This window comes from Streptomyces sp. NPDC039736, from assembly GCF_055596485.1.
The window spans coordinates 132926-155145 of record NZ_JBVIUQ010000003.1 but is presented as its reverse complement, the minus strand read 5'-3'; the positions used below and the strand labels follow the sequence as shown (position 1 = coordinate 155145).

Annotated in this window: 24 protein-coding genes, 2 pseudogenes and 1 riboswitch; of the genes and pseudogenes, 9 read left to right on the top strand and 17 right to left on the bottom strand. The window is 72.3% G+C overall.

Annotated elements, in window-relative coordinates; genetic code table 11:
- Positions 1-451: 451 nt before the first annotated feature.
- A pseudogene (locus ACZ56L_RS10150) lies at positions 452-751 on the bottom strand (ATP-binding protein); the annotation flags it as partial.
- A 388-nt stretch (positions 752-1139) separates the two neighbouring features.
- Here ACZ56L_RS10150 and melC1 point away from each other — a divergent pair.
- Both melC1 and ACZ56L_RS10140 read left to right on the top strand, forming a co-directional pair.
- The gene (gene melC1, locus ACZ56L_RS10145) at positions 1140-1556 is read left to right on the top strand and encodes an apotyrosinase chaperone MelC1 (RefSeq protein ID WP_471063034.1); all 417 of its coding nucleotides are present in this window, start codon (positions 1140-1142) and stop codon (positions 1554-1556) included.
- A 15-nt stretch (positions 1557-1571) separates the two neighbouring features.
- The gene (locus tag ACZ56L_RS10140) at positions 1572-2396 is read left to right on the top strand and encodes a tyrosinase family protein (RefSeq protein ID WP_345219307.1); all 825 of its coding nucleotides are present in this window, start codon (positions 1572-1574) and stop codon (positions 2394-2396) included.
- Between the two features lie 377 nt (positions 2397-2773).
- On the opposite strand, the gene ACZ56L_RS10135 is transcribed toward ACZ56L_RS10140, so the two are convergent.
- The 5 genes from ACZ56L_RS10135 to ACZ56L_RS10115 all read right to left on the bottom strand — a co-directional run bounded on the left by ACZ56L_RS10135 (position 2774) and on the right by ACZ56L_RS10115 (position 4515).
- Positions 2774-3613, bottom strand: coding sequence for a transposase (locus tag ACZ56L_RS10135; protein WP_471063032.1), 840 nt, complete (start codon positions 3611-3613; stop codon positions 2774-2776).
- Positions 3614-3696: 83 nt separating this feature from the next.
- Positions 3697-3855 (bottom strand): hypothetical protein, encoded by a 159-nt coding sequence (locus ACZ56L_RS10130; protein ID WP_345219308.1) that lies wholly within the window; start codon positions 3853-3855, stop codon positions 3697-3699.
- Between the two features lie 41 nt (positions 3856-3896).
- A complete protein-coding gene (locus ACZ56L_RS10125; RefSeq protein WP_471063030.1) occupies positions 3897-4100 on the bottom strand; it encodes a hypothetical protein in 204 nt (67 codons plus the stop codon).
- A gap of 14 nt (positions 4101-4114) precedes the next feature.
- Positions 4115-4360 carry a hypothetical protein gene (locus ACZ56L_RS10120; protein WP_471063028.1) on the bottom strand — a complete coding sequence of 82 codons (246 nt, stop codon included), beginning with the start codon at positions 4358-4360 and terminating at the stop codon, positions 4115-4117.
- The gene (locus tag ACZ56L_RS10115) at positions 4357-4515 is read right to left on the bottom strand and encodes a hypothetical protein (RefSeq protein WP_471063026.1); all 159 of its coding nucleotides are present in this window, start codon (positions 4513-4515) and stop codon (positions 4357-4359) included. The genes ACZ56L_RS10120 and ACZ56L_RS10115 overlap by 4 nt, the downstream gene beginning before the upstream one ends.
- Positions 4516-4671: 156 nt before the next feature.
- Here ACZ56L_RS10115 and ACZ56L_RS10110 point away from each other — a divergent pair, with 156 nt between their 5' ends.
- Both ACZ56L_RS10110 and ACZ56L_RS10105 read left to right on the top strand, forming a co-directional pair.
- The gene (locus ACZ56L_RS10110; protein ID WP_471063024.1) at positions 4672-5205 is read left to right on the top strand and encodes a hypothetical protein; all 534 of its coding nucleotides are present in this window, start codon (positions 4672-4674) and stop codon (positions 5203-5205) included.
- Positions 5202-5528, top strand: coding sequence for a hypothetical protein (locus tag ACZ56L_RS10105; protein WP_471063022.1), 327 nt, complete (start codon positions 5202-5204; stop codon positions 5526-5528). The genes ACZ56L_RS10110 and ACZ56L_RS10105 overlap by 4 nt, the downstream gene beginning before the upstream one ends.
- An 11-nt stretch (positions 5529-5539) precedes the next feature.
- Here ACZ56L_RS10105 and ACZ56L_RS10100 read toward each other — a convergent pair.
- Both ACZ56L_RS10100 and ACZ56L_RS10095 read right to left on the bottom strand, forming a co-directional pair.
- A pseudogene (locus tag ACZ56L_RS10100) lies at positions 5540-5686 on the bottom strand (MmyB family transcriptional regulator); the annotation flags it as partial.
- 25 nt (positions 5687-5711) lie between these two features.
- Complete coding sequence (locus ACZ56L_RS10095) at positions 5712-7058, bottom strand: MFS transporter (RefSeq protein ID WP_471063020.1); 1347 nt, start codon at positions 7056-7058, stop codon at positions 5712-5714.
- A gap of 72 nt (positions 7059-7130) precedes the next feature.
- On the opposite strand from ACZ56L_RS10095, the gene ACZ56L_RS10090 reads away from it, so the two are divergent.
- Positions 7131-8117, top strand: a complete 987-nt coding sequence (locus ACZ56L_RS10090; RefSeq protein WP_471063018.1) for a GlxA family transcriptional regulator — start codon at positions 7131-7133, stop codon at positions 8115-8117.
- A gap of 79 nt (positions 8118-8196) precedes the next feature.
- Here ACZ56L_RS10090 and ACZ56L_RS10085 read toward each other — a convergent pair whose 3' ends face one another.
- Both ACZ56L_RS10085 and ACZ56L_RS10080 read right to left on the bottom strand, forming a co-directional pair.
- Entirely contained in the window at positions 8197-8655 is a 459-nt protein-coding gene (locus tag ACZ56L_RS10085) for a hypothetical protein (protein ID WP_471063016.1), read from the bottom strand.
- 13 nt (positions 8656-8668) lie between these two features.
- Positions 8669-9013 carry a response regulator gene (locus ACZ56L_RS10080; RefSeq protein ID WP_471063014.1) on the bottom strand — a complete coding sequence of 115 codons (345 nt, stop codon included), beginning with the start codon at positions 9011-9013 and terminating at the stop codon, positions 8669-8671.
- A 255-nt stretch (positions 9014-9268) separates the two neighbouring features.
- Between ACZ56L_RS10080 and ACZ56L_RS10075 the strand changes: the two genes are divergently transcribed.
- Positions 9269-10213, top strand: a complete 945-nt coding sequence (locus tag ACZ56L_RS10075) for an endo-beta-N-acetylglucosaminidase H (RefSeq protein ID WP_401762992.1) — start codon at positions 9269-9271, stop codon at positions 10211-10213.
- Between the two features lie 97 nt (positions 10214-10310).
- Here the strand turns inward: ACZ56L_RS10075 and ACZ56L_RS10070 are convergent, their stop codons facing one another.
- Positions 10311-10766 carry an ATP-binding protein gene (locus tag ACZ56L_RS10070; RefSeq protein WP_401762713.1) on the bottom strand — a complete coding sequence of 152 codons (456 nt, stop codon included), beginning with the start codon at positions 10764-10766 and terminating at the stop codon, positions 10311-10313.
- 263 nt (positions 10767-11029) lie between these two features.
- On the opposite strand from ACZ56L_RS10070, the gene ACZ56L_RS10065 reads away from it, so the two are divergent.
- Complete coding sequence (locus ACZ56L_RS10065) at positions 11030-12052, top strand: NAD(P)/FAD-dependent oxidoreductase (protein ID WP_471063012.1); 1023 nt, start codon at positions 11030-11032, stop codon at positions 12050-12052.
- A gap of 65 nt (positions 12053-12117) precedes the next feature.
- Here ACZ56L_RS10065 and ACZ56L_RS10060 read toward each other — a convergent pair whose 3' ends face one another.
- The 3 genes from ACZ56L_RS10060 to ACZ56L_RS10050 form a co-directional block, all read right to left on the bottom strand.
- Positions 12118-13116 carry a helix-turn-helix transcriptional regulator gene (locus tag ACZ56L_RS10060; RefSeq protein WP_468685318.1) on the bottom strand — a complete coding sequence of 333 codons (999 nt, stop codon included), beginning with the start codon at positions 13114-13116 and terminating at the stop codon, positions 12118-12120.
- A gap of 111 nt (positions 13117-13227) precedes the next feature.
- A complete protein-coding gene (locus ACZ56L_RS10055) occupies positions 13228-14436 on the bottom strand; it encodes a HEAT repeat domain-containing protein (protein ID WP_471063010.1) in 1209 nt (402 codons plus the stop codon).
- A gap of 9 nt (positions 14437-14445) precedes the next feature.
- Positions 14446-15159, bottom strand: coding sequence for a HEAT repeat domain-containing protein (locus ACZ56L_RS10050; protein ID WP_471063008.1), 714 nt, complete (start codon positions 15157-15159; stop codon positions 14446-14448).
- Between the two features lie 160 nt (positions 15160-15319).
- Between ACZ56L_RS10050 and ACZ56L_RS10045 the strand changes: the two genes are divergently transcribed.
- A complete protein-coding gene (locus tag ACZ56L_RS10045) occupies positions 15320-15949 on the top strand; it encodes a hypothetical protein (RefSeq protein ID WP_471063006.1) in 630 nt (209 codons plus the stop codon).
- Here the strand turns inward: ACZ56L_RS10045 and ACZ56L_RS10040 are convergent.
- The gene (locus tag ACZ56L_RS10040) at positions 15946-16866 is read right to left on the bottom strand and encodes a LysR family transcriptional regulator (RefSeq protein WP_471063004.1); all 921 of its coding nucleotides are present in this window, start codon (positions 16864-16866) and stop codon (positions 15946-15948) included. The two genes, ACZ56L_RS10045 and ACZ56L_RS10040, sit on opposite strands and share 4 nt — an antisense overlap.
- Positions 16867-17131: 265 nt before the next feature.
- Here ACZ56L_RS10040 and ACZ56L_RS10035 point away from each other — a divergent pair, with 265 nt between their 5' ends.
- Entirely contained in the window at positions 17132-17716 is a 585-nt protein-coding gene (locus ACZ56L_RS10035; RefSeq protein WP_468685779.1) for a DUF6817 domain-containing protein, read from the top strand.
- Positions 17717-17746: 30 nt separating this feature from the next.
- Here ACZ56L_RS10035 and metE read toward each other — a convergent pair whose 3' ends face one another.
- Together metE and ACZ56L_RS10025 are read right to left on the bottom strand one after the other, a co-directional pair.
- A complete protein-coding gene (metE, locus tag ACZ56L_RS10030; protein WP_471063002.1) occupies positions 17747-20059 on the bottom strand; it encodes a 5-methyltetrahydropteroyltriglutamate--homocysteine S-methyltransferase in 2313 nt (770 codons plus the stop codon).
- Positions 20060-20226: 167 nt separating this feature from the next.
- Positions 20227-20448: riboswitch (cobalamin riboswitch) on the bottom strand.
- A 219-nt stretch (positions 20449-20667) separates the two neighbouring features.
- Entirely contained in the window at positions 20668-22029 is a 1362-nt protein-coding gene (locus ACZ56L_RS10025) for a glycoside hydrolase family 18 protein (protein WP_471063000.1), read from the bottom strand.
- Positions 22030-22220 lie beyond the last annotated feature (191 nt).

Genomic DNA, 22220 nt, shown 5'->3' with positions numbered 1-22220 from the left:
CCCCCCTTCCTCGACGGGCTCCGCACCGCCTGCCAGAGCCGCATCCAGGAACGGGACGTTGCTCGACGGGCCTGCCGCGCCGGCGGCCAGTGCGACACCCCGGGCCGCCACCGAATCGCCCACCGGCAGCAGGAACGCTTCGGCGGCGAGACCAGCCACGGACCGCACAGCCTTCTCGCCGCACTGCGCACCGGACGTGAGGTCGCTCCGGCCCCATCCCGGCCGGGCCGACTGGCCGACCGGCCGCCGCGGGAACCGCGCTTCTGACGGCTTCGCGCTTGGACGGCCTTGCCGGGGACGGTGCGATGGGTCCCGCGTCGGCCGCAGGCAGGCCCGGTTCCGCGAGAAGCGCAGGCCTTGTCGGCCCGCACACGGCCGGGGTGGACGCGGGGCCGCGGCGGTCCAGTTCCACGGAACCGGGTTCGTCGATGCGGAAGAGGCCGACGCGGCCGTAGCGGGCGATCGTCTTGGAGAGCTGGTTCTCATCGGCGACCTCGACGAGCTCGTTGACCAGCTTCGCGGCCGACACGCACATGACCCGGCAGCCGGCCGTCGCGGCCTCGGTGGCGCCGAGCGTTGTCAGCATGGGGGACTTGCCGGTCCCGCAGTCGCCGACCAGGCAGAGCGGCTGACTCCTCTCGGTCCATTCGCAGCCGACGAGCGTGTGGACCGTGGCCGCGTCGACGGCATCAGACGTGAGGCGGAGGAATGTGCGGGCTGGGGCACGGCCCCGGAAGGCATCCGTGTGCAGGCGGCGGTGGAGCAGCCGGTGACCAGTGGCTCCGCGCCATGACCTGAGCGGACGGCACGGTGGACGACGAGGTGGACAACGAGGTGGACAGCCTCCTGTTTTCGGACAGGTTTCCGCCCCGTGCGCGCAGGGCCGGGAGCGCGGAGCCCCGAAAGATCTTCACGAGAAGGTCACATTCACAAGGGAATCTCCTTTACCGGGCAGTGGGGACGCTTGCCGACAGTGAGATGGGAAGCTCCGGTCGCCGCCCGGCCCGTTGCGAAGTGTCCGCATGACGGCCGATCGGACGGGTGCGCCTACCGCGAATGATCACTCCGCGTGTAGGCATGGCCAAAGTGGTCCGCCGAGTCCAGGGCCACCACAGTCGTATTCCTGGGGGTTATCTGTCATGTCCGGAATTACTCGCCGCCAGGCCGTGAAAGCCGCCGCGGGGGCTGCCACAGGTGTGACGCTCGTCTGCGCGGCCACCAGTTGGGCGGCCGGCGCCGTGACCAAGAACGACGGCGAGGCTGCCGCGCCGAGCGGGAGCGGTGATCCCACCTCGTTCGACGAGGTCTTCCAGGGCCGCCGCATCCAGGGCCAGCCGGTCGGCGGGGCCGGCGCCCACAGCGCCGGTCACGGCAGCCACAGCGCCTACCGGGTCCTCGTCGACGGCCGGGAACTCCACGTGATGCATCACGAGAAGAGCGGCTGGAGCAGCGCGATCAACCACTACGAACGGTTCAGGACCCCGCTCGACGCCGCACGCACCGCGGTCGTCTCCCTCAAGGGCGCCTCCGTCGTCCCCTTCGACCCCACCGTCTGAGCCGGGAGCCCCGTCATGACCGTACGCAAGAACCAGGCCGACCTCACCGCATCCGAGAAGAAGGCGTTCGTCGACGCCGTGCTGGAGGTCAAGCGCCGCGGGGTGTACGACGAGTTCGTCGCCGCTCACCGCCTCCGCTTCGCGCTGGACATGAACACCGGTGTCTACGTGGGCCACTTCGGCCCGTCGTTCCTGCCCTGGCACCGCAAGTTCCTCATCGACTTCGAGAACGAACTCCAGAAGGTCGACCCGTCGGTGGCGATCCCGTACTGGGACTGGACCGCGGACAACACCGTGGCCTCCTCGGTCTGGGCACCGGACCTGCTCGGCGGTACCGGACGCGCCCTGGACGACCAGGTGATGGACGGCCCCTTCGCGTACTCCGCGGGCAAGTGGCCGATCACGATACAGGTCGACAGCCGCCCCTTCCTGGCCCGCAACCTGGGCTACCGCATCCCCACACTCCCGACCCGGGCCGAGGTCGACGCCGCCCTCGCCCTGCCCACCTACGACTCCGCGCCCTGGCGCGACGGCTCCGCGGGCTTCCGCTCCGCGCTCGAAGGCTCGGCGGGATACATGAGCATGCACAACCGGGTGCACACCTGGATCTGGGGCCAGATGGAGTCGAGCGTCTCCCCGAACGACCCGGCGTTCTGGCTGCACCACGCCTTCGTCGACAAACTCTGGGCCGACTGGCAGGCGCTGCATCCGAGCAGTGACAAGTACCTCCCGGCCGGGGGGACGGCGGACGTGATCGACCTGAACGACGCCATGCCGCCCTGGACCGACACGACGCCGCAGAGCATGCTGGACCACACCCCCTACTACACCTACGGCTGAACCCTCCCACCGGCACTCCGGCATCCCTCGTCCGTGGCGTCGCGGGACGGCACCAGGGGCTGATCGGCGGCCGGTCGTACGTCGGGTGCTGCGCCTGCTGCCAGGTCAGGCGCAGCACCCGCCCGTGGTCGTACATCCCCCCGGTCCCGGTGAAGCCATACCGCAGGCGGGCGGCCTCGGTCAGGAGGCGGTAGCCGGCAAGGGATTTCTCTGGAAAGCGACAGCCAGTACAACGACGCCCTGCGCTGGGCGGTGGAGTACGGGCTGGACGGTCCGATGACATCGCCGTGGCCGACCGCCCAACGTCGTCGCCGGAGGTTGGAGACATGAAGTCCGGGACGCGGACCGATACCCGGTACGTGGAACTCGTAACACGCTCATGAGTTGTGCTTCTCGGGACGTCTCCAGCAGATGAGACTGCAGGCGAGGGAGACGAAGGCGTCGTGGAGTTCGGTGCGGCGTTCCCAGCGGACAACGAGGCGTCTGAACTGGGGGAGCAGGGCGAAGGTCTGCTCCCCACATGGCGGAGCTTGCCCGGGCCCTCGATGTTCGGGGCGCCCCTGCGGGAGACCACCGGCAGGATCCGGTGCTTGCGCAGTGCACGGCGGTTGGGGCCGGAGCGGTTGGGGTCGGAGTCGTAGCCCTTGTCGCCGAGCAGCGCTTCGGGACGCCTGCGGGGCCGGCCGGGGCGTCCGGCGACGGGCCGGTGTCGGCTCCCCCTTTTTCGCGCGGACGTGAGAGCCGTCCACGCATGCCCTCGACCAGACCAGCCCGCCGGCCGCGTTCGGCCCGACGAGCAGGATCCGATGCAGCTGGTCGAAGACCCCGGCCTTCTGCCAACGGTCCAGCCGCCGCCAGCACGTCTGCCCCGAGCCGGACCCGAGTTCCAGAGGCGGCAGTTGCCGGGCGATGTCGTGGTGCCGCACGTACAGGATGCCCTGCGGGCACAGCCGGTCCGGTACCGGCGTGGCCCCGGCGACCGCTCGGGCCAGGGCGGCAGAAGCGGCTCGATCACTGGTCACGGCCGGAGTGGAGCTGTGGAACTCCTGCCCAGTGATCGTAAAACCCTGCCGGGGAACTGGGCATGGTCGGACACCCTGGCTCGTCGATCGTGCACCAGCTCGCGTACTTCCGTGACCTTGCGGAAAGCGATGCGAGGAACAGACGAGCCTCTTACCGCACGGCGTCGGCCGTCTCTTCCCGTGGGACCTGCTCATGTGCGCCCCTGCACATGTCGGCCGCTGCGGGCCGGATGCGTGTCGGGCCCCGTGACGCGGGTCTTCGAGGCCGGAACCGTTCCTCAGATGTGGTCGGCGAGGACGAGGAAGGCGTCGGTCTCCAGGTCCATGACCACGGTGGTCTCGATGCCCTCGTGCTGGCGCGCGTTGGCGTAGTCGTCCGCGCGGCGGGCCGCCTGAGGTGAGCCGGCGGGGAAGGACTGAAGGATTTCCTCGTGCATGACACCCTCCTCGGGAGTGGGGCACCGCGGTCTCTGAACTGTCAGATGCCCGCACCTGAACCGAACATGAGCGGGAAAGCGCGAATCCGCCGGACCGAACTCCCGCTGTGCGTCCAGTGGCTGGCGTCGGCCCGCAGGGCGATCAGGGCGAGAAGGGCCCACATGAGGTCGGCCAGGTGGCCCAGCAGGAAGCGGGTGGCCGGACGGCGTCCGCTGCCGGTGCCGATGTGCAGCACGGTGAGCACACCGGCCCCGGGGGTTACCAGGTGCCCAGGGCGCTCACTCCCAGGACATCCGGTTCGACGTCCTGGACCAACTCCTCGATTTCCGGCACGGAGGCGGTCTGGCCGTCGAGGGAGATCACCTCCGGATACGGGTGGTCGCGCAGCAGGACCGTGGCGAGCGGGACCACGCCCAGGGCCGGGAACGTGCCGTCGTTGGCAATCGAGGACATACCGCCGTCGGTGCCGGCGCTGACGGGGAGAATCTTCTGTACGGGTTTCACGGCGGCTTCTTCTCCTTGACGAAGCGCAGCTCGCCCTCACCGGAGTGCCGGTAAGTGTGCGTACGGTCAGGGGCAAAGACCGCCAGGTCTCTCTCGCGCATCGTCCAGCCCCACATCTCCAGGGCCGACGGCGGCTCGGACCCCGTCAGCAGCACACCCCGCCCGGACCTGTGCTCACTGCGTCACAGGCACGCGCCGTCCCCGTCCCGCACCCCACGGGCCAGTGGCAGCTCGGAGGTCTCGGCCGGCGGGGTCGTCCCCAGGGCCCGTGGGCGCCCGCGGAGCCGGCGAATGCGGAGGCCGGGCAGGAGGTGCGGCGCACCGGCCGCGGGTACTCGGCGATCCAGGCGACCCGGCCGCAGACGCTCGGCTACGGCCTGACCGACTCCCCGGCGGGGCAGGCCGCCTGGATCGCCGAGAAGTTCCGGGCCTGGACGGCCAAGGACGATCACCCCGAGGACGCGCCGTCCCGGCAGGCGATCCCCGACGGGATCTCCGTCCACTGGTTGACCGCGTCGGTCACGTCGTCGGCACGCCTGTACTGGGAGAGCCTCGCCCACTTCCGGGACAGGGTGACGGCGCCCTCCGGGCTGTCGGTCTACCCGCGCGACATCAGCCGCCCGTCGCGGCGGGAGGCCGGACTGCGCTTCACCGACCTGCGCTTCACCGACCCGCGCTGGTTCGAGGAGCTTCCGCACGGCGGCCACTTTGCCGCGCTGGAGCAACCGGAATCGCTGGTCGAGCAGGTACGGGGATTCTTCCGCCTGTTCCGCCGACGGCCCGTGCCGCCCTCCCGGGAAACCCCGCGCCCGGGGTCACGGGGCTGCGCCATACTCCCCGGATGACCGCACCGACAGGCCCGACAGGCCCCCTGATCCTCTTCGACGACGACTCCTACATGTACGTCCTCCGGGACCAGGCGTTCGCCGAGGCGTGGTGGGAGATGCCCGACGAGTACACCTGCGGGTTCGACGCGCTCGCCCGACCGCTGCGCATGACGGGGGAGCCGCACCGGGTCACCCTCGCGCTCCGCGGTGACGAACCGGCCGAGGCGGAGCTGCGTCGTCTCGTCGCCGGCCACTACGAGCGGTTCCTGCCCGGGCGGACGCCACCCCGGGCAGCCGGTCTTGCGGACTTCATCGCGGAACTGCCGGTCGAGGGCGCGTGAAGCACCTGGTTGCCGGCCGGGCCGAGGAAGGTCATGCGGGCCAGGTTGTCCGCCCGTACGAAGGGTGAGTGCAGGGCATCGGCCAGGGCGTTGGCCGCGAGAACGTCCAGGGCGCGGTTGATGACGAACGCCGGAGAGCCCGGGCAGCCGTCCAGGTGCGGGGTGACGCGACCACCGGGACGGTCATGTCGTACGGGTCGGGGACGCGGGGGACTTGCCGCGGGTGGTGGGGGTCGGGCGGATGAGGAGGGAGACCAGCGCGGCGCCCGCGCAGGTGGTGCCGAGGGCCGGCCAGACCGGGTCGTAGCTGCCGAACGCATCGCGTGCGACGCCGCTGAGGAGCGCGGCCAGGGCGGCGCCGAGCTGATGGGCCGCGTTGACCCAGCCGAAGACGACGGCGCTGTCGTCGCCGTAGAAGTGTCGGCACAGGGCGATGACGGGTGGCACCGTGGCCAGGTCGAGGAGGCCGAAGGCGACGACGAAGACCGTCATGGCCGGGGTGACGGTGGCGGCCATCATCAGGGGGAGCAGCACGAGAAGCAGGCCGCGCAGCGTGAAGCAGACGGCGAGCAGGCGGCGGGCGTCCATGCGGTCGGTGAGCCAGCCGGAGACGACCGTGCCCACCACGTTGAAGATGCCGATGAGAGCGAGCAGGGTCGACGCGGTGGTGACGGCCATGCCGTGGTCGTGGGCCGCCGGGGTGAAGTGGGTCCACAGCACCCCGTTGGTGGTCGCTCCGCAGATCGCGAACGTGCCGGCGAGCAGCCAGAAAGGCGTGGTGCGGGCGGAGTCGCGGAGCACGGTGAGCGTGCGACGGGCAGCACCCGTGACAGGTGGCGGCTTGGGGACGAACGTCGTGCTCCCGTACGGGCTTTGGCCTACGTCGGCGGGGTGGTCGCGCAGGATCAGCCACACGAGCGGGACCACGGCCAGCGCCGCGAGCGCGAGAGTGACCAGGGCGGGGCGCCAGTCGTAGTGGTCGATGGTCCAGGAGAGGGCAGGCAGGAACACCATCTGCCCGAAGACGCCGCCCGCCGAGAGGACGCCGGTGACCAGGCCCCGCCGGGTGGCGAACCAGCGGTTGGTGACCGTGGCGCCGAATGCCATGGCCATGGAGCCGGTGCCGAGTCCGACGAGGAGCCCCCAGCACAGGGTGAAGTGCCAGGAGGCGTTCATCACCGTGGTGAGAAGAGAGCCGGCCGCGACGGTGGTCAGGGCCGCGACCACCACGCGGCGGACACCGAATCGGTCCATGAGGGCGGCGGCGAACGGGGCGGTGAGTCCGTACAGGACCATGTTCACCGACGAAGCAACGCCGATGGTGCCGCGCGACCAGTGGAACTCCTGCCGCAGGGGGTTCTGGAGGAGGCCGGGCAGCGTGGAGAAGGCTCCGGCGACCACGATGGCGAGGGCTGCCACAGCGGCCACCCACCAGGCCCGGCGTCCCGTAGTGCCGGGCCCTGGGCCCGTCGATGGACGGAGGGCGGAGTCTTGAAGCTGTCGGGGGTGTCGGGTGATCGCTTCTTCCATGTGTCCCACCCTCCGCGGGCGGCGCAGTCCCCGGCCACTGGCCAGATGGTCGTGAAGTGAAAGAATCCGGCCATGACGGAGACACGTGAGAGGGCACCCCATCGGGTGGTCACCTTGGTTCGTCCGGGGCTGCTGCCGATGGAACTGGGCATCGTCCACCGGCTGTTCGGAACGGCCGTCGGAGCCGACGGCCGTCCGCTGTATTCGGTGGTGACCTGTGCGCCGGAGCCCGGTGAGCTGACCACCGACGCGGACTTCACCGTGAACGTCACGCACGGGCCGGGGGCGCTGGAGGACGCCGACACGGTGCTCGTGCCCGCGGCCGCCGAGGACTACGAGCCGCAGGAACGGGGGCGGTTGGCGCCCCCCGTACGTCAGGCACTGGCCCGCGTTCCGGCCGGGGCCCGGGTGGCTTCGATCTGCACCGGGTCGTTCGTGCTGGCGGCCGCCGGGATGCTGGCGGGGCGGCGGGCGACCACCCACTGGAAGTCGTGCGACGAGCTGCGGACCCTGTACCCGGAGGTGGACGTCGATCCGGATGTGCTGTACACGGATGATCGGGGTGTGCTCACGTCTGCGGGGGTCGCCGCCGGTATCGACCTGTGTCTGCACATGATCCGGCAGGACCACGGGGCCGAGGTCGCCAACGTCGTCGCTCGGCGCACCGTCGTGCCGCCGCACCGGGAGGGCGGGCAGGCGCAGTACATCGAGCAGCCAGTACCCGAACCCGGCACCAGTTCGACGGCCGCGGCCCGCGCCTACGCTCTCGGTCACCTGGGTGAGCCGCTGACGTTGGAGGACCTGGCCCGGGAGGCGGCGATGAGCGTGCGGACATTGAGCCGGCGCTTCCTGCTGGAGACGGGGGTGACGCCGATGCGCTGGATCACCGAGCAGCGGTTGCAGCACGCGCGACGACTTCTGGAACGGACCGACGAGCCGGTGGACCACATCGCGTCGGAAGCCGGCTTCGGTACGGGGACGGCGATGCGTCAGCGCTTCCGGGAGGAGCTCGGGGTGTCGCCGCGCGCGTACCGCAATACGTTCCGAGGGGCGACCTGAGCGGAATCACCGCAGAACGCCTTGCATTCCGAGTCCCCGTCCCGGGAGCGGGTGCCGTGAGATCGGCACCGACAGGATCTCAGTCCTTGCGCATTCCGCGACTGGCGAGCGTGGTGCCGAGGACGGTGACGGCAAAGATCACCGCGCCCTTGTACGAGAACGTATTCGTGATGATTCCGGCCTTCAGGAGCGCGAAAAGCAGGAGGATCCCTGCGCCGCACGACAGAAGGGCCAAGAGGGAGAGCCTCACGTAGTAATTGCTCACATCGGGCCTTGTCGTCATATGTCGGGTCGGAGTGCGGGACCGCCCTCCCCGCTTGTCTTCATCCAGCGTCCACTGCGGCGTGTCACCGCAGGTCATCGACGCCCCCCGCCGCACGCCCGGCCGCCCCCGGGGCCCGCTCCGCCGGTCGGGTCCCGCGGGTTCGCCGGCTGCTCGGGTCCAGCCGTTGCGCTCGGCGATGCGTACGGCGTCCAGCAGGGTCCGCGCCCGGAGCTTCGCTTTCACGGGCGACAGCGGATTGCGTACGGTGTCCATCCCCAGAAACGGCTCAGCCGCGATCTCCGCCGTGCTCGCCCCGGTCCTGGCGCAGCGCGGTGCTTCCGGCTCCCGTTTGGCCAGCGGACAGACGAGTGACTCCTGAGCCGCCTCCCACGGGACCGGATCGACGACCCGGCCCCCCGGAGGCGACGGTGCGGACGGCGTCGAGGAACTGTTCGGCGGTGGGCGACTTGAGCAGGGAACCCGCGACACCGGCATCCAGCGCCCTGCGTACCAGGCCCGGTTGGCCCAGGAGCGTCAGCAACAGGATTCTGCGCGAGGGCAGTTGGCCGTGCAGTCGCGTGGCAGCGGTCACGCCGTCGAGCCCCGGCGTGTTGACGTCCAGCGCCGTCACGCTCCACGGCGTGGGTGCCCGTGGTGCCGCCGGGACAACAGCCCCCGCGCCGGGAAACCGTGGCGGCTGCGGGGTGGCGAGCCCTCCTCGGAGAGGAATCCGGGCGGCCTCCTTGCCGCCCCGGCCTGGGGCTCCTCGATGTGTGACGACTGATGTGCTGCAACACCCGTGCGCAATGGGCCAGTTGTGCTGGAGGATTCATTCGGTGCTTGGACTGGCCGGGCGCCGAAACAAGCGACAGGAGACCGTTCGATGATGTTCAGTCTGGTACGGAGCAGGGCGCGCGCCACCGCGTTCGCACTCGCGGCGGTGTCGGTCCTCGCCCTCGGTTCCACCGCCGCGACCGGGGCGACCGCGGCGGCAGCGCCCGCCGCGCCCGGCCCCGGTCCCGCCCTCAAGAAGCAGGGGCCGACCTCGGTGGCGTACGTCGAGGTGAACAGCAACAGCATGCTCAACGTCGGCAAGTACACGCTCGCCAACGGCGGCGGCAACGCCTTCGACGTCGCCGTCATCTTCGCGGCGAACATCAACTACGACACGAGCAAGAAGTCGGCGTACCTGTACTTCAACGAGAACGTGCAGCGAGTTCTTGACAACGCTGTCACCCAGATACGGCCCTTGCAGCAGAAGGGCATCAAGGTCGTGCTGTCCGTACTCGGCAACCACCAGGGCGCCGGGTTCGCCAACTTCCCCTCCCGGTCGTCGGCTTCGGCCTTCGCCAAGCAGTTGTCGGACGCGGTGACCAAGTACGGGCTGGACGGCATCGACTTCGACGACGAGTACGCCGAGTACGGCAAGAACGGCACCGGCCAGCCCAATGCGAGCTCGTTCGTGCACCTGGTGACGGCGCTGCGCGGCGCCCTGCCGGGCAAGATCATCAGTCTCTACAACATCGGTCCGGCCGCATCCCGCCTCTCCTACGGCGGCGTCGACGTGACGTCCAAGTTCGACTACGCCTGGAATCCGTACTACGGCACCTGGCAGGTCCCCGCCATCGCCCTGCCCAAGTCGAAACTGTCGCCCGCGGCCGTCGAGATCGGCGGGACCCCGCAGAGCACTGTCGCGTCCCTCGCCCGCCGCACCGTCAGCCAGGGGTACGGCGTCTACCTGACGTACAACCTGGACGGTTCCGACCGCAGTGCGGATGTCTCCGCGTTCACCAAGGAGCTGTACGGCAGCGCCGCCGTCTACAAGCCGTAGGCGCGGCGAAGCCGCAGGTGCGGCGCAGGGCGCGCAGGAGCGTCTGACCGGTGTCGTGCCGGTCGGGCGCTCCTGCGACCTTTCGCGGCGTGCGGCGTCACGTCGCCAGGTCGCGGGCGGAGGCGGGGGCGTCGGCGAGGGGGAGGTGGACGCGGGTGCGTTTGCCGAGGGGCTGCTGGTGGACCTCGTACCCCTGGCAGAGGGCCATGACGATTTCCAGGCCGTGCTGGCCTATCCGGTCGGCGTCGGCGGCCCGGGGGACCGGGAGGGCGGGGCTGCTGTCCCAGAGGGACACCTGGACGCCCGCTCCGTCGGTGGACAGTTCGAGGAGCTGGGGCCCGGGGGCGTACTTGCAGGCGTTGGTGATCAGTTCGCTCACCACCAGCGGGACCACTTCCAGCGTCCGCGCGGAGACCGGGAGCCCGTAGTCGGCCTGGACCTTGTGGAGGAAGGCGCGGGCGAAGGCGCGGGCGTCCCCGATGTCCGCCGGGGCACCCTCGTACGCCGCGCTGACGGTGAGGGGGAGGGATGCGACATCCGGATCATCCGGCATCCGGACACCCCTCTCGGCAAGCTCGTTCCGGCCCGCGTTCACCTGTCCCACAAGCCGTCCTCAGAATCGGTTCTTATGCCACCTGCGCGCAAGTACCCCCTGGTGCGGCCATCATGCGTGCGGGATGCGGGCGAACTTTGCGGGCAGGTGCCCGCCCCCGCGCAGTTTGCCGAAATGGCAAGGATCTTTGCCTCTGGCGCAGTACGGGTGCATGTTCGGGGACCAGAGCACGGAGCCGGACGAACGGAAATGAGGTGGTCGTCATGACCAGGAGCCGTGAGCGGCGGACGGACGGCGTGGCCGACGCCTACGACGTGGTGGTGGTCGGGGGCGGCGCCGGAGGCCTGGCGGCCGCGCTGGTGCTCGGCCGCGTCCGGCGCTCGGTCCTCGTCGTCGACGCGGGCGAGCCCCGCAACGCGCCCGCCGCGCACATGCAGGGCTACCCCTCGCGCGACGGCATGCCGCCCGGCGAGTTCCTGGCCGTGGTGCGGGCCGAGGTCGCCGGATACGGGGGAGAGGTGCTGCGCGACACGGTGACGGAGGTCGTGCCGGACGGGAGGGGAGAGTTCGACGTGGTGCTCGCGGGCGGCGGGCGGGTGCACGCGCGCCGGGTCGTCGTCGCCACCGGGCTGGTGGACGAGCTGCCGGAACTGCCCGGGGTGGCCGAGCGCTGGGGCAGGGAGGTGCTGCACTGCCCGTACTGCCACGGCTGGGAGGTGCGGGACGGGCGGATCGGCGTGCTGTACCGCGCGGAGGCGGGCGTACACCAGGCCCTGTTGTTCAGCCAGTTGTCGAGTGAGGTGACGCTGTTCCTGGACGGGGCGGAACTTCCTGGCGAGGAGCGGGAGCTGCTCGCCGCCGCCGGTGTCCGCGCGGTGGCCGGGAAGCTGGCGGGGCTGGTGGTGGAGGACGACCGCCTCACCGGGGTGCGCCTTGCGGACGGGGAGGTCCACGAGGCGTCGGCGTTCGTGGTGGCGCCCCGGATGGTGCCCCGCGACGGCGTGCTGACCGCTTTGGGCGTCCGTACGCAGGAGACGCCGGCCGGGACCTTCCCCCAGGTCGACCCGACCGGCCTGACCAGCTTTCCCGGCGTGTGGGCGGTCGGCAACGCCACCGGGGCCGCGGAGCAGGTGGTCAACGCGGCCGGCGCCGGGTACCGGGCCGGGACAGCCGTCAACATGTCGCTGCTGGAGGCCGACTTGGCGGTTTCCCGGCAGCGTGCGGAGTTCGCTTCGGCCGGGGCCGGCTCGGGTTACGGGTCCGGGTCCGGGTCCGGCGGGGCGTAGGCAGGGCAGACGCCCGTATGCAGACGCCCGTACGCAGGCAGCCGTTCGCAGCCGTCCGTACGGGGTCAGGAGCGCGCCCGGTAGTGCGCGCCGACCGCGGTGGCGCGGTCGTGCAGGGTCGTGCGCAGCCACTGCGGGGCCAGGGCCTCGGCGTGCGGGGCGAGTTGCCACAGGGCCCATTCGGCGTGCCGGGCGTCCTGGAAGGCCACCTCCAGGCGCAGCCACCCGTGCGTGCCCGGCTCGCCCGGCTCCGCTGCGTCCGGTTCCTCGGTGAGTACGGCGAGGGCCGTGGCCACCAGCGGCTCCCGGTGCTCCGGGGCCACGCGCACCAGCGCGGTGACCTGGTCGCCGCCGGTGCGGAACCGCCTGCTGCGCTCCTGCCAGGCCCGCTCCAGGTCCACCCGTTCCGGGCGTGCGGCGGGCTCGGCCAGTTCCTCGGCGGCGCGGACGCGGGAGAGCCGGTAGGTGCGGTCGGCCCCGGCGCGGGTGGCGAGGAGGTAGGTCTGTTCGCGTACGGTGACCAGCCCGAGCGGGTCCACGGTGCGCCACTCCGGGGGCCGGTCCACGGCCTCGTACCGGATGCGCAGCCGGTGGCCGGAGAGGACCGCGCGGCGGACCTCCGCCGCGATGGGGCCGGGTATGTCGTCGGCGTCCTGCCGTCGCGCGAGGAGGTCGGTCCCGGGGTCGACGAGCAGCCGCTCGGCCACCCCGGCGGCCGCGTCCCGCTGGCTCTCGGGCAGCGCGTCGACCACCTTGAGCATGGCCGAGGCCAGCGCGGAGCCGAGGCCGAACGCCTGCGGGCCGCGCCGCGATCCGGCGACCAGCAGGGCGAGGGCCTCGTCGTGGGTGAGCCCGGTCAGTTCGGTGCGGAAACCGGGCAGCAGCGCGAAACCGCCGTGCCGTCCGCGTTCGGAGTGCACCGGGACGCCCGCGGCGGACAGTGCCTCGATGTCGCGCAGCACGGTCCGGGTGGACACCTCCAGCTCCCGGGCCAGCGCGGTCGCCGACAGCCTGCCGCGCTGGCGCAGCAGCAGGACCAGGGAGACGAGACGGTCGGCACGCATGCACGAACCTTAAAGGGGGAGCCCCCGGCCTTCCCGGGAGGCATCGAAGCCGAGGTGGGCGCCGGGTCCGCGGTCCGTGCGCGTTCGGGCGGGGCTCGTACCGGCGGCCTCTCAGCCCCTGGTGTGTCTGCCGAGCAGGTACGCCGCGGTGAGGGCCACCCCGGGGTCCTCGTCCCGGGCCAGGTCCGTGAGCGCCTGGGCGGCTACGGGGCCCGGGATGTCCGCGAGCGCCTGGGTGAGGCGTCGCCGCGCGAGCGGGTCCTTGGCGCTGCGCGCGATGCGCTCGACCAGGCCGGTGGCGATGCGGTCCGCCAGGGGGGAAACGGCCTCGGACCGGCTCGCGGACCCGGGGCTGCCGCCGTCCGGAGCGCCCCGGACGGTCCCGGCGCGGCCCGGCACGGCCCGTCCGGGTGTCGGCGCGGGCGGGCGGGCGGGCCGGGCCGCCCGGGCGGGGGCGTCCGGCGCGGCAGGGGCGTAATGGGAGGAAGGCGGGCCGTCCGCGGGTTCGGGGCCGGCACCGCTCGCGGGACGGTTCGCCAGGGCGCTCAAGGCGTCCGCCGCGTCCACGTCGTTGCGGCCCTGGACGACCATGTCCAGCAGGACCGGGATCGCCTCCGGTGCGCCGCGCGCCCCGAGGGCCAGCGCCGCGACCCGGCGGACGACCTGGTCGCGATGGGCCAGCGCGTCCCGCAGCAGCCCCGTCGCCTCCTCGTCCGGAATCGCGGCGAGGGTGCGCGCGGCACGCCTGCGGACCTCGGCCGCCGACGAACCGAGCCCCTGCGCGAGCAGGGCCGACGGGCTCTCGTCCGCACGCGCCAGCGCCCACCGCAGCGCCCCGGCGACGTTCGGCTCCCTCTCGTTCAGCGCGGCCTCCACCAGCGCCCCCACCGGGGTCTCCTCGGCGGCGGAGGACAGGACCGCGCTCTGCCGTCGGCCCGCACTCTTGGAACCCAGCGCCTGGAGGAGCGCGGTGGTCCGCAGGACGTCCTCCCAGCCCGCGGGCCCCGCCGCGTCGATCCGGCTCAGCCGGTCCAGCAGTTCGGTCTCGGCGGCGATGCGTTCCCGGGTCTGCCGGATGAGGTCGGCGACGAGCTCGGACGGGGTGAATCCCGGGTCGTCGAGCGCGCGCCCGACGTCGCGCAGCGACAGCCCGAGCGACCGCAGGCTCTCGATGTGGAACACCCGCCGGATGTCCTCCGGGGCGTACTCGCGGTAGCCGGAGCCGTTGCGGTCCGACGGCCGCACCAGCCCCAGCGACTCGTAGTGCCGGAGCATGCGCGCGCTCACCCCGGACCGCCGCGCCACCTCACCGATCAGCACCCCGGCACCTCACCCCTCGTGTCCGTCCGGGCCCAGGGCCACGACGCGCTTCGCCTCCTCGATCGCGTACTCGAACCCGGCGTCCGGGTCGTGCAGCAACCGCTCGGTGGCGAGCGCGTGCGCCCGCACAGCGGGGTCGGCGTGCGTACCCGCCGCCGCCAGCTCCGGGACGATCACCTCACCGAGCGCGATCATCGCCCGGCTGAGGCTCAACTGCGTCGCCCGCGGACCGCGCCCGAGCTGGGTCGACAATACTGCGGCCAGTTCCTGCCTCTCGTCCTGCCGTACGGGCCCTGCGGGTGGTCCGGGGTCTACGAGGACGACCGCCGCCCGCCAGGCACTGCGGGCGACCTCGTCGTCGGGGTCGGTCAGCAGGGCGCGGGTGATCGCGGGCCGGGCCCGCCGGTCCCCGATCTTGGACAGGGTGTGCAGCGCCTGGCTGCGTGCCTGCGCGGTCTCCGAACGCAGCTCTGCGACGAGCGCCGGGACCGTCAGGTCGGGCGCGTGCCGGGTCAGCGCCCAGGTCAGCATCTCCCGCACCTGGAAGTCGGGCTCGACCGCGCACCGTACGACGAGCGGGCCGACGTAGGCGGGATCGGGGCGGGACCCGACCGCCATCGTCGCCCGCAACCGCACCGGGACACGCGCGTCCTCCAACGCCCGCAGCGCCCGTACGGTGTCTCGTTCTTGTTCTTTTTCTTGTTCCTGCTCCGCCATGGTCATGGGGGCCACCTCCTGCGCCACAGTGAAGACCTTGCCACCGTGTCAAGGTCAAGCGGCGGCCCCGCCCTCGCACGGCCGACCGGACGGTCCCACCTGACCCCTGCGACAGAATTGACAGAAATAATTGTCGGAAAGGGGCTTCGACAGGTAAGCTTGTCGCATGAATGACACGGTGAGCATTCCCACCCCCGACAAGGCCGACCCCGGCTTCTGGGCTGCCGTGACCGCCCAGGTCGTGCCCGCCTGGGATGAGCCCACACTCGACGACTCGCTGGCCATGGACGACAGGGTGCTCGACGCCGTCCGCGCGCTCGCGCAGAGCATCTCGACGCGCGCTGCCGCCTACCGGGCCGCGGGCAAGGACTTCGACCCGGTGCTCATGGCCGCGCCCGATGTGCAGCTCGCGGTGCTGCGGTCGCTGTACGAGGCCAAGCGGTCCGTCGACCGGCTGGCGGAGAGCGCGGCCACCGCCGCCGGGCGGAGCGGTGCGACGTACGTCCAACTCGGTGCCGCCTGGGGCGGGCTGAAGCGGCAGTCGGCGCGGCTGAAGTGGCCCCACGCGGTGGTGAAGCGCGCCGCGGGCGAGTCGGTCCCGCTCGCCTACGCGGGCGGCAGCGCCGTCATCCACCACGACCCGGACGCCGACGCCTGGTGGTACACCGCCACCGGCGCGGACCGCACCGAGGAGGAGTCCGAGGCCGTGCACGTCACCTCGGCGGAGGCCATCGCGCGGGCGACCGAGTTCCTGCTGGGGCACGCGGGGCAGGCGGGTCCCGAGGCGGCCGGTTAGGAGCGGGCCGGGCCGCCCCCGGCCGGGAACGTCCGCCCGCAGCTCTCCTCGACCGTGGCCGCGAAGGACCGGGCCGTCGGTGGCAGCGTCGCCCAGCGGCGCACCGCCCAGCCGGTCCACAGCGGAGGCAGCTCCGGCAGCGGGATCAGGCGCAGCCCGGGGTGTGCGGGACCGTGCCACGCCGGCAGGTCGGGGACCACGGCGTGGCCCAGGCCCAGTTCGGCGAGCAGGATCGCCGTGTCCCAGTCGGCGACACTGGTGTCCGAGGTCGGCTCGATGCCGGACGCCGCGAACCAGGAGTCCAGCCGGGAGCGCGAGGTCGCGTTCTCGGGGAGCGCGATCAGTCGTACGTCCGCCCATTCCGCCGGCCCGATGCGGGACGTGGCGGCCAGGGGGTCGTCGGCGGCGACGGCCAGTACCCAGGGGAGTTCGACGACCGGGCGCTGCTCGATGCCCCGGACGGGGTCGCCCAGGGTGATCCAGGCCAGGTCCAGGCCACCCGCCAGGAGCGCGTCGAAGCAGGCGCGGCTGGACGTCGCCGTCCTGAACTCCAGCCTCACCTGCGGGAATTGACGGCGGAAGCCGACCACCGCCTCCGACATGAAGTGCCGGACCGTCGTCGCGCCCGTGGTGATCCGTATCGAACCGCCCTCGCCCTGGGCCAGCTCGCGCAGTCGGCGGAGGGCGAGGTCGATGTCGCCCAGCCCCCCTGCCGCCGCCCCGCTGAGGAGCTGCCCGGCGGGGGTGGGCACCACGCCGCGCGGCAGACGTTCGAGGAGGGCGAGGCCCGTCTCCCGTTCCAGGCGCTTGACGTGCTGGCTCACCGCGGACTGCGTGCAGGACAGTTCGCGGGCGACGGCGCTGAGGCTGCCGCTGCGGCACACGGCGACGAAGACGCGGAGGTCGTCGAGGGTCATGGGAACCCAAGCTAGCGCTTGGGAACGGGCAAGAAAACCCTAGGATTGACTGGGCGTTGGGGGCGCGGGACGATCCTTCTCAGGGCCCGAGGCGGCAACCCGGCCAGGCTCCGCGCGCTGTTCCAGACGGTGGGCGGGGCCAGCCGGGTGCCGACCGCCCGCCGCGCCCGCGGACGTGCGCCGTTGTACGGAGAGGGGCTTGCCCGTGGAACCGACGACCCCCGTGGAGCCCGTCGCCCCGGTGCACCCCGGCACCCGCGTGGACCTGGCCACCCGCCTCCTCCGCGACCTCGGCGCCGACGCCCTCGCGCACCCCGGCGGCACCCTCCTCGCCCACCTCGACCGGGTGCGCCGGCGACTCGCCGACTGGGGTGCCCGGCCCGCTCTCCAGCTCGCCGGCCTCTGTCACGCCTCCTACGGCACCGACGGCTTCGCCCCGGCCCTTCTCCCGCTCGGCGAACGCGACCGCCTGCGGGCCGCGATCGGCCCCGAGGCCGAAGCCCTCGTCCACTTCTACGCGAGCTGCGACCGCCGGGCCGTGTACCCCGTGCTGGCCCTCCCCGACTCGCCCTTCACGGACCGCTTCACCGGCCTCTCCCGGCTCCCCGCGCTCCAGGAGAAGCGGGACTTTGCCGAGCTCACCGCCGCCAACGAACTCGACATCATCTGCGTCGACGCCGCCTTCCGTGCCCGTCACGGGGCCCAACTCCGCTCTCTATTCACCCGGTTCGCGCCTCTGCTGAGTCCCGCCGCCCGGGCGGACTGCGCGACCCTGCCGGCCGCGGACGTGCGCCCGCACCCGCCGGGCGGCGCCACCGGCCTCCCGGCCCACGGGGGAGAGGCGGAGTGACCCCGCCCCTCCCCCCAACTGCATGAACTGCTAACGCAGTTCGTCGCGCACGGTCCTGGCCGCCGCCACCAGGTTCTCCAGGGAAGCGCGCGTCTCCGGCCAGCCGCGGGTCTTCAGGCCGCAGTCCGGGTTGACCCACAGCCGCTGCGGCGGGATCGCCTCAAGTCCCTTGCGCAGCAGGGCCGCCGCCTCCTCGGCGGAGGGAATGCGCGGGGAGTGGATGTCGTAGACGCCGGGACCGGCCTCGCGCGGATAGCCGTGCGCGGCCAGCTCGCGCGCCACCTGCATGTGCGAGCGGGCCGCCTCCAGGCTGATGACGTCCGCGTCCAGGTCGTCGATGGCCTGCACGATGTCACCGAACTCGGCGTAGCACATGTGCGTGTGGATCTGGGTCTCCGGGCGCACCCCGCCGGTGGTGAGCCGGAAGGACTCCGTCGCCCAGGCCAGGTACCCGGCGCGGTCGGCGGCGCGCAGCGGCAGCGTCTCGCGCAGGGCGGGCTCGTCGACCTGGATGACCGAAGTGCCGGCCGCCTCCAGGTCGTCGACCTCGTCGCGCAGGGCGAGAGCGACCTGCCGGGCCGTGTCGCCGAGCGGCTGGTCGTCCCGTACGAACGACCAGGCGAGCATCGTCACCGGGCCGGTCAGCATGCCCTTCACCGGGCGGTCGGTGAGGGAGTTCGCGTACGAGGTCCAGCGCACCGTCATCGGCTCGGGGCGCGAGATGTCACCGGCCAGGACCGGCGGGCGGACGTAGCGGGTGCCGTAGGACTGGACCCAGCCGTGCTGGGTGGCCAGGTACCCCGTCAGCCGTTCGGCGAAGTACTGGACCATGTCGTTGCGTTCGGGCTCGCCGTGCACCAGGACGTCGAGGCCCGCCTTCTCCTGGAAGGCCAGGACGTCGCGGATCTCGGCCTTGATCCGCTCCTCGTAGGCCGCCGCGTCGATGCGGCCGGCCCGCAGGTCGGCCCGTGCGGTGCGCAGTTCGGCGGTCTGCGGGAAGGAGCCGATCGTGGTGGTGGGGAGGAGGGGGAGGCCGAGTGCGGCGCGCTGGGCGGAGGACCGCTGCTCGTACGGTGCCGAGCGGCGGCCGTCCGCGTCCGTCACGGCGGCGACCCGGGCCCGTACGGCCGGGTCGCGGGTGATGGGGGAGTTGGCCCGGGAGGCCAAGTCGGCCCGGTTGCGGGCGAGTTCGGCGGTGATGCTGCCGGTGCCCCGGGCGAGGCCCTTCGCCAGGGTGACGACCTCCGCCGTCTTCTGCCGTGCGAAGGCGAGCCAGCGCAGCACCTGCGGGTCGACGTCCCGCTCGGCCGCCGCGTCGACGGGGACGTGCAGCAGCGAGCAGGAGGCGGCCACGTCGACGCACTCGGCCAGGCCGAGGAGCGTGCCGAGGGTGGCGAGGGACTTCTCGTAGTCGTTGATCCAGATGTTGCGGCCGTCGACGACGCCCGCGACCAGCCGCTTGCCCGGCAGCCCGCCCACGGCGGCGAGCGCCTCCAGGTTGGCGGCGGCGGGACCGGTGAAGTCCAGCGCCAGGCCCTCGACCGGGGCCTTGGCGAGCACCGGCAGGGCGTCGCCGAGCCGGTCGAAGTAGGAGGCGACGAGGAGTTGCGGGCGGTCGGTGAGCGTGCCCAGGTCGCGGTAGGCGCGGGCGGCGGCGTTCAGTTCGGCCGGGGTGCGGTCCTGGACGAGGGCGGGTTCGTCGAGCTGCACCCAGGTGGCCCCGGCGGCCCGCAGGTCGGCCAGCACCTCGGCGTACACGGGCAGCAGCCGGTCCAGCAGGGTCAGCGGCTCGAAGCCGGCGGCGACGCCCGGGGCGGGCTTCGCCAGGAGGAGGTACGTCACCGGGCCGACCAGCACGGGCCGGGCGGTGTGGCCGAGCGCGAGGGCCTCCGTCAGCGCGCCGACCTGCTGGGACGAGTCGGCGGTGAAGACCGTGTCCGGGCCCAGCTCGGGCACCAGGTAGTGGTAGTTGGTGTCGAACCACTTGGTCATTTCCAGGGGGGCCACGTCCTGGTTCCCGCGCGCCATCGCGAAGTACCCGTCGAGGGGGTCGGCGTCGACGGCCGCGCGGTGGCGTGCCGGGACGGCGCCGACCATGACGCTGGTGTCCAGGACGTGGTCGTAGTACGAGAAGTCGCCGGTCGGCACCTCGTGGAGGCCGGCCCCGGCCAACTGCTCCCATGTCGTACGGCGCAGGTCGGCCGCGGTCGCCCGGAGGGCGTCGGCGGTGACCCGGCCCTTCCAGTACCCCTCGACGGCCCTCTTGAGCTCACGGTTCCCGCCCTGGCGGGGGTAGCCGTACACGGTGGCGCGTGCTGCCGCGGCTGCGGACTTCGGTGTCACGGAAATCTCCTTCGCGAGATGACTCCTGAGCACCCCGGCGACGGGACGCGGACGCGAAGGGACGACGAACCGGGCGGGCCGCCGACTCCCTTGCGGGGAGCGGCCGTTCCGCCTGATCTGTACGCCGACCCGCCCACGAGGTCACCGGGATGTCCGCACGCGAGCGGGTCGCGTGCGGGCAACGGGCAGGTCTTCGGACTCGCGGGCACACCCACCGGAACTCCGGCGGATTCCTACTGGCCGTCGCTTCCCAGGTCCGTGCGGACCCAGTGCGTATGACGGCGTTCGTTCCCACTCACCGCTGCGGGGCAGTCCCGGATTCCCACCGGGTTCCCTCTTGCGACGCCGCTGCCTGGCGGGCAGGGCGAACCAGTTGCACGGGCCACGATAGGGGGCGGGAGGGGTGCGCCGGGACCCGGAGTCCGCCTTCCGGACCGTGACGTGGGACACGGGGGCACGCCCCCTCGGTCAGGAGACCTCCCGGGCCGGGGGTGCGCTCGGGCCGGGGAGCACACCGCCGGGGCCGGGGCGTGTCCCCGGTCGGGAGCACACCGCCGGGGCCGGGAGCGCGTCCCCGGTCGGGAGCGCACCCCCGGCCCCGCGTACGGTCAGCGCCGGCCGAGGCCCCGGTCCAGCGCCCGGTAGAGCTCGCCGTCCGCGGTGTCCGCGTCCAGCGACCAGGCCATCACGCCGCCCAGGCCCCGGGCCCGTACGTACGCGCCCTTGGCGGCGAGGACCAGCGGGTCGTCGTACGTCCACAGGGTGGTGCCGTCGAAGAGCCAGGCGTGACCGCCGAGCAGATCGCGGTGGACCTTGAACTTCCCGGCCTGCACGAGGGGCTTCAGCTCCTTGTAGTCCGCGTAGCCCGCTGCCCACGTGGCGGGGGCGGGGCCGGCGGCGGGCTGGCCGAGGCCGTCGCCGCCGCCGGTGACGCCGGTCCAGCCCTGCCCGTAGAACGGCATGCCGACGACCAGCTTGCGGGCCGGTGCGCCGCGCTTCAGCCAGGACTGGACCGTGCCGTGCACGCTGAAGTCGTTCCGGGCGAAGAGGGCCGACTGCTGGGCGGTCTTCTTCTCGCCGCTGACGTGGAAGTCGTAACCCTGGAGGTTGACGAAGTCGAAGTCCTTCATGATCTTGCGGACCTCGAAACCGGCGTCGATCTTGGCGTCGGCGGTCGGCACGAAGGCGGAGAGTTCGTAGTGCGTGCGCCTCTGCTTGCCGAGCGCGTCGAGCTGGCTGCGGAACTCCCGTACCAGCGCGGTGAAGTTCTGCTTGTCCTCGGGGCGGTAGACCGTGTCGGCGTCGCCCTCGGAGCCCGGCCACTCCCAGTCGAGGTCGATGCCGTCGAAGACGCCCTCGGCCGCGCCGTCGCCGCCGCGCGCCCCGTCCTTGGGCAGGTTGCCCTTGATGTACAGGTCGATGCAGGAGGTGACGAGGGCCTTGCGGGAGGCGGGGGTGAGGGCGGCATCGGAGAAGTGGGTCGACCAGCTCCAACCACCCAGCGAGATCATCGCCTTCAGGCCCCGGTGCTTGGCCTTCAGCTCCTTGATCTGGTTGAAGTTCCCGGCGAGTGCCTGGGTGTCGGTGTCGGCTGTTCCGTCGACGGAGTTCGCGGCGTCCAGCGGGCGCTGGTAGTCGGCCCACGGATCGCTCTCACCGGGGACCGGCGTGAGGAAGCACTTGCCGCTCTTGTCGACGTTGCCGAAGGCGTAGTTGAGGTGGGTGAGGCGGGCGGCGGTGCCGCTGGTGTCCAGGTCCTGGACCTGGTAGTCGCGGCCGTAGACACCCCACTGGGTGAAGTAGCCGACCCGGCGGAGGGCGGGCCGGTCGCCGTGCCCGGCCTGCTGGGCGGCCGGTGGAGCGTCGGGAGCCGCTGGGGCGGCGGAGGCGGAGGGGGCCAGGGTGGCGAGGAGCGAAGTGACGCAGGCGGCGGCCACGAGGGCCGACCCTTTCAGGAGTCTTCGTCGCATGAGCGGACGCTATTGGTCTGGACCATGCAGGGTCAAGGGGTGGTCGGGAAGAGGTGGGGCCGTCCTGGTCCGGCACCGTGAACACGGAGGCCGGCCGTCGGCCTCCGTCGTGCTCGCGGTGGTCGTCGTGCGCCGCCGGGACGTGTGAGCGCGCTCGCGGAGGAGTGCGGGCGGGCCGGGGCGAGCGTTCG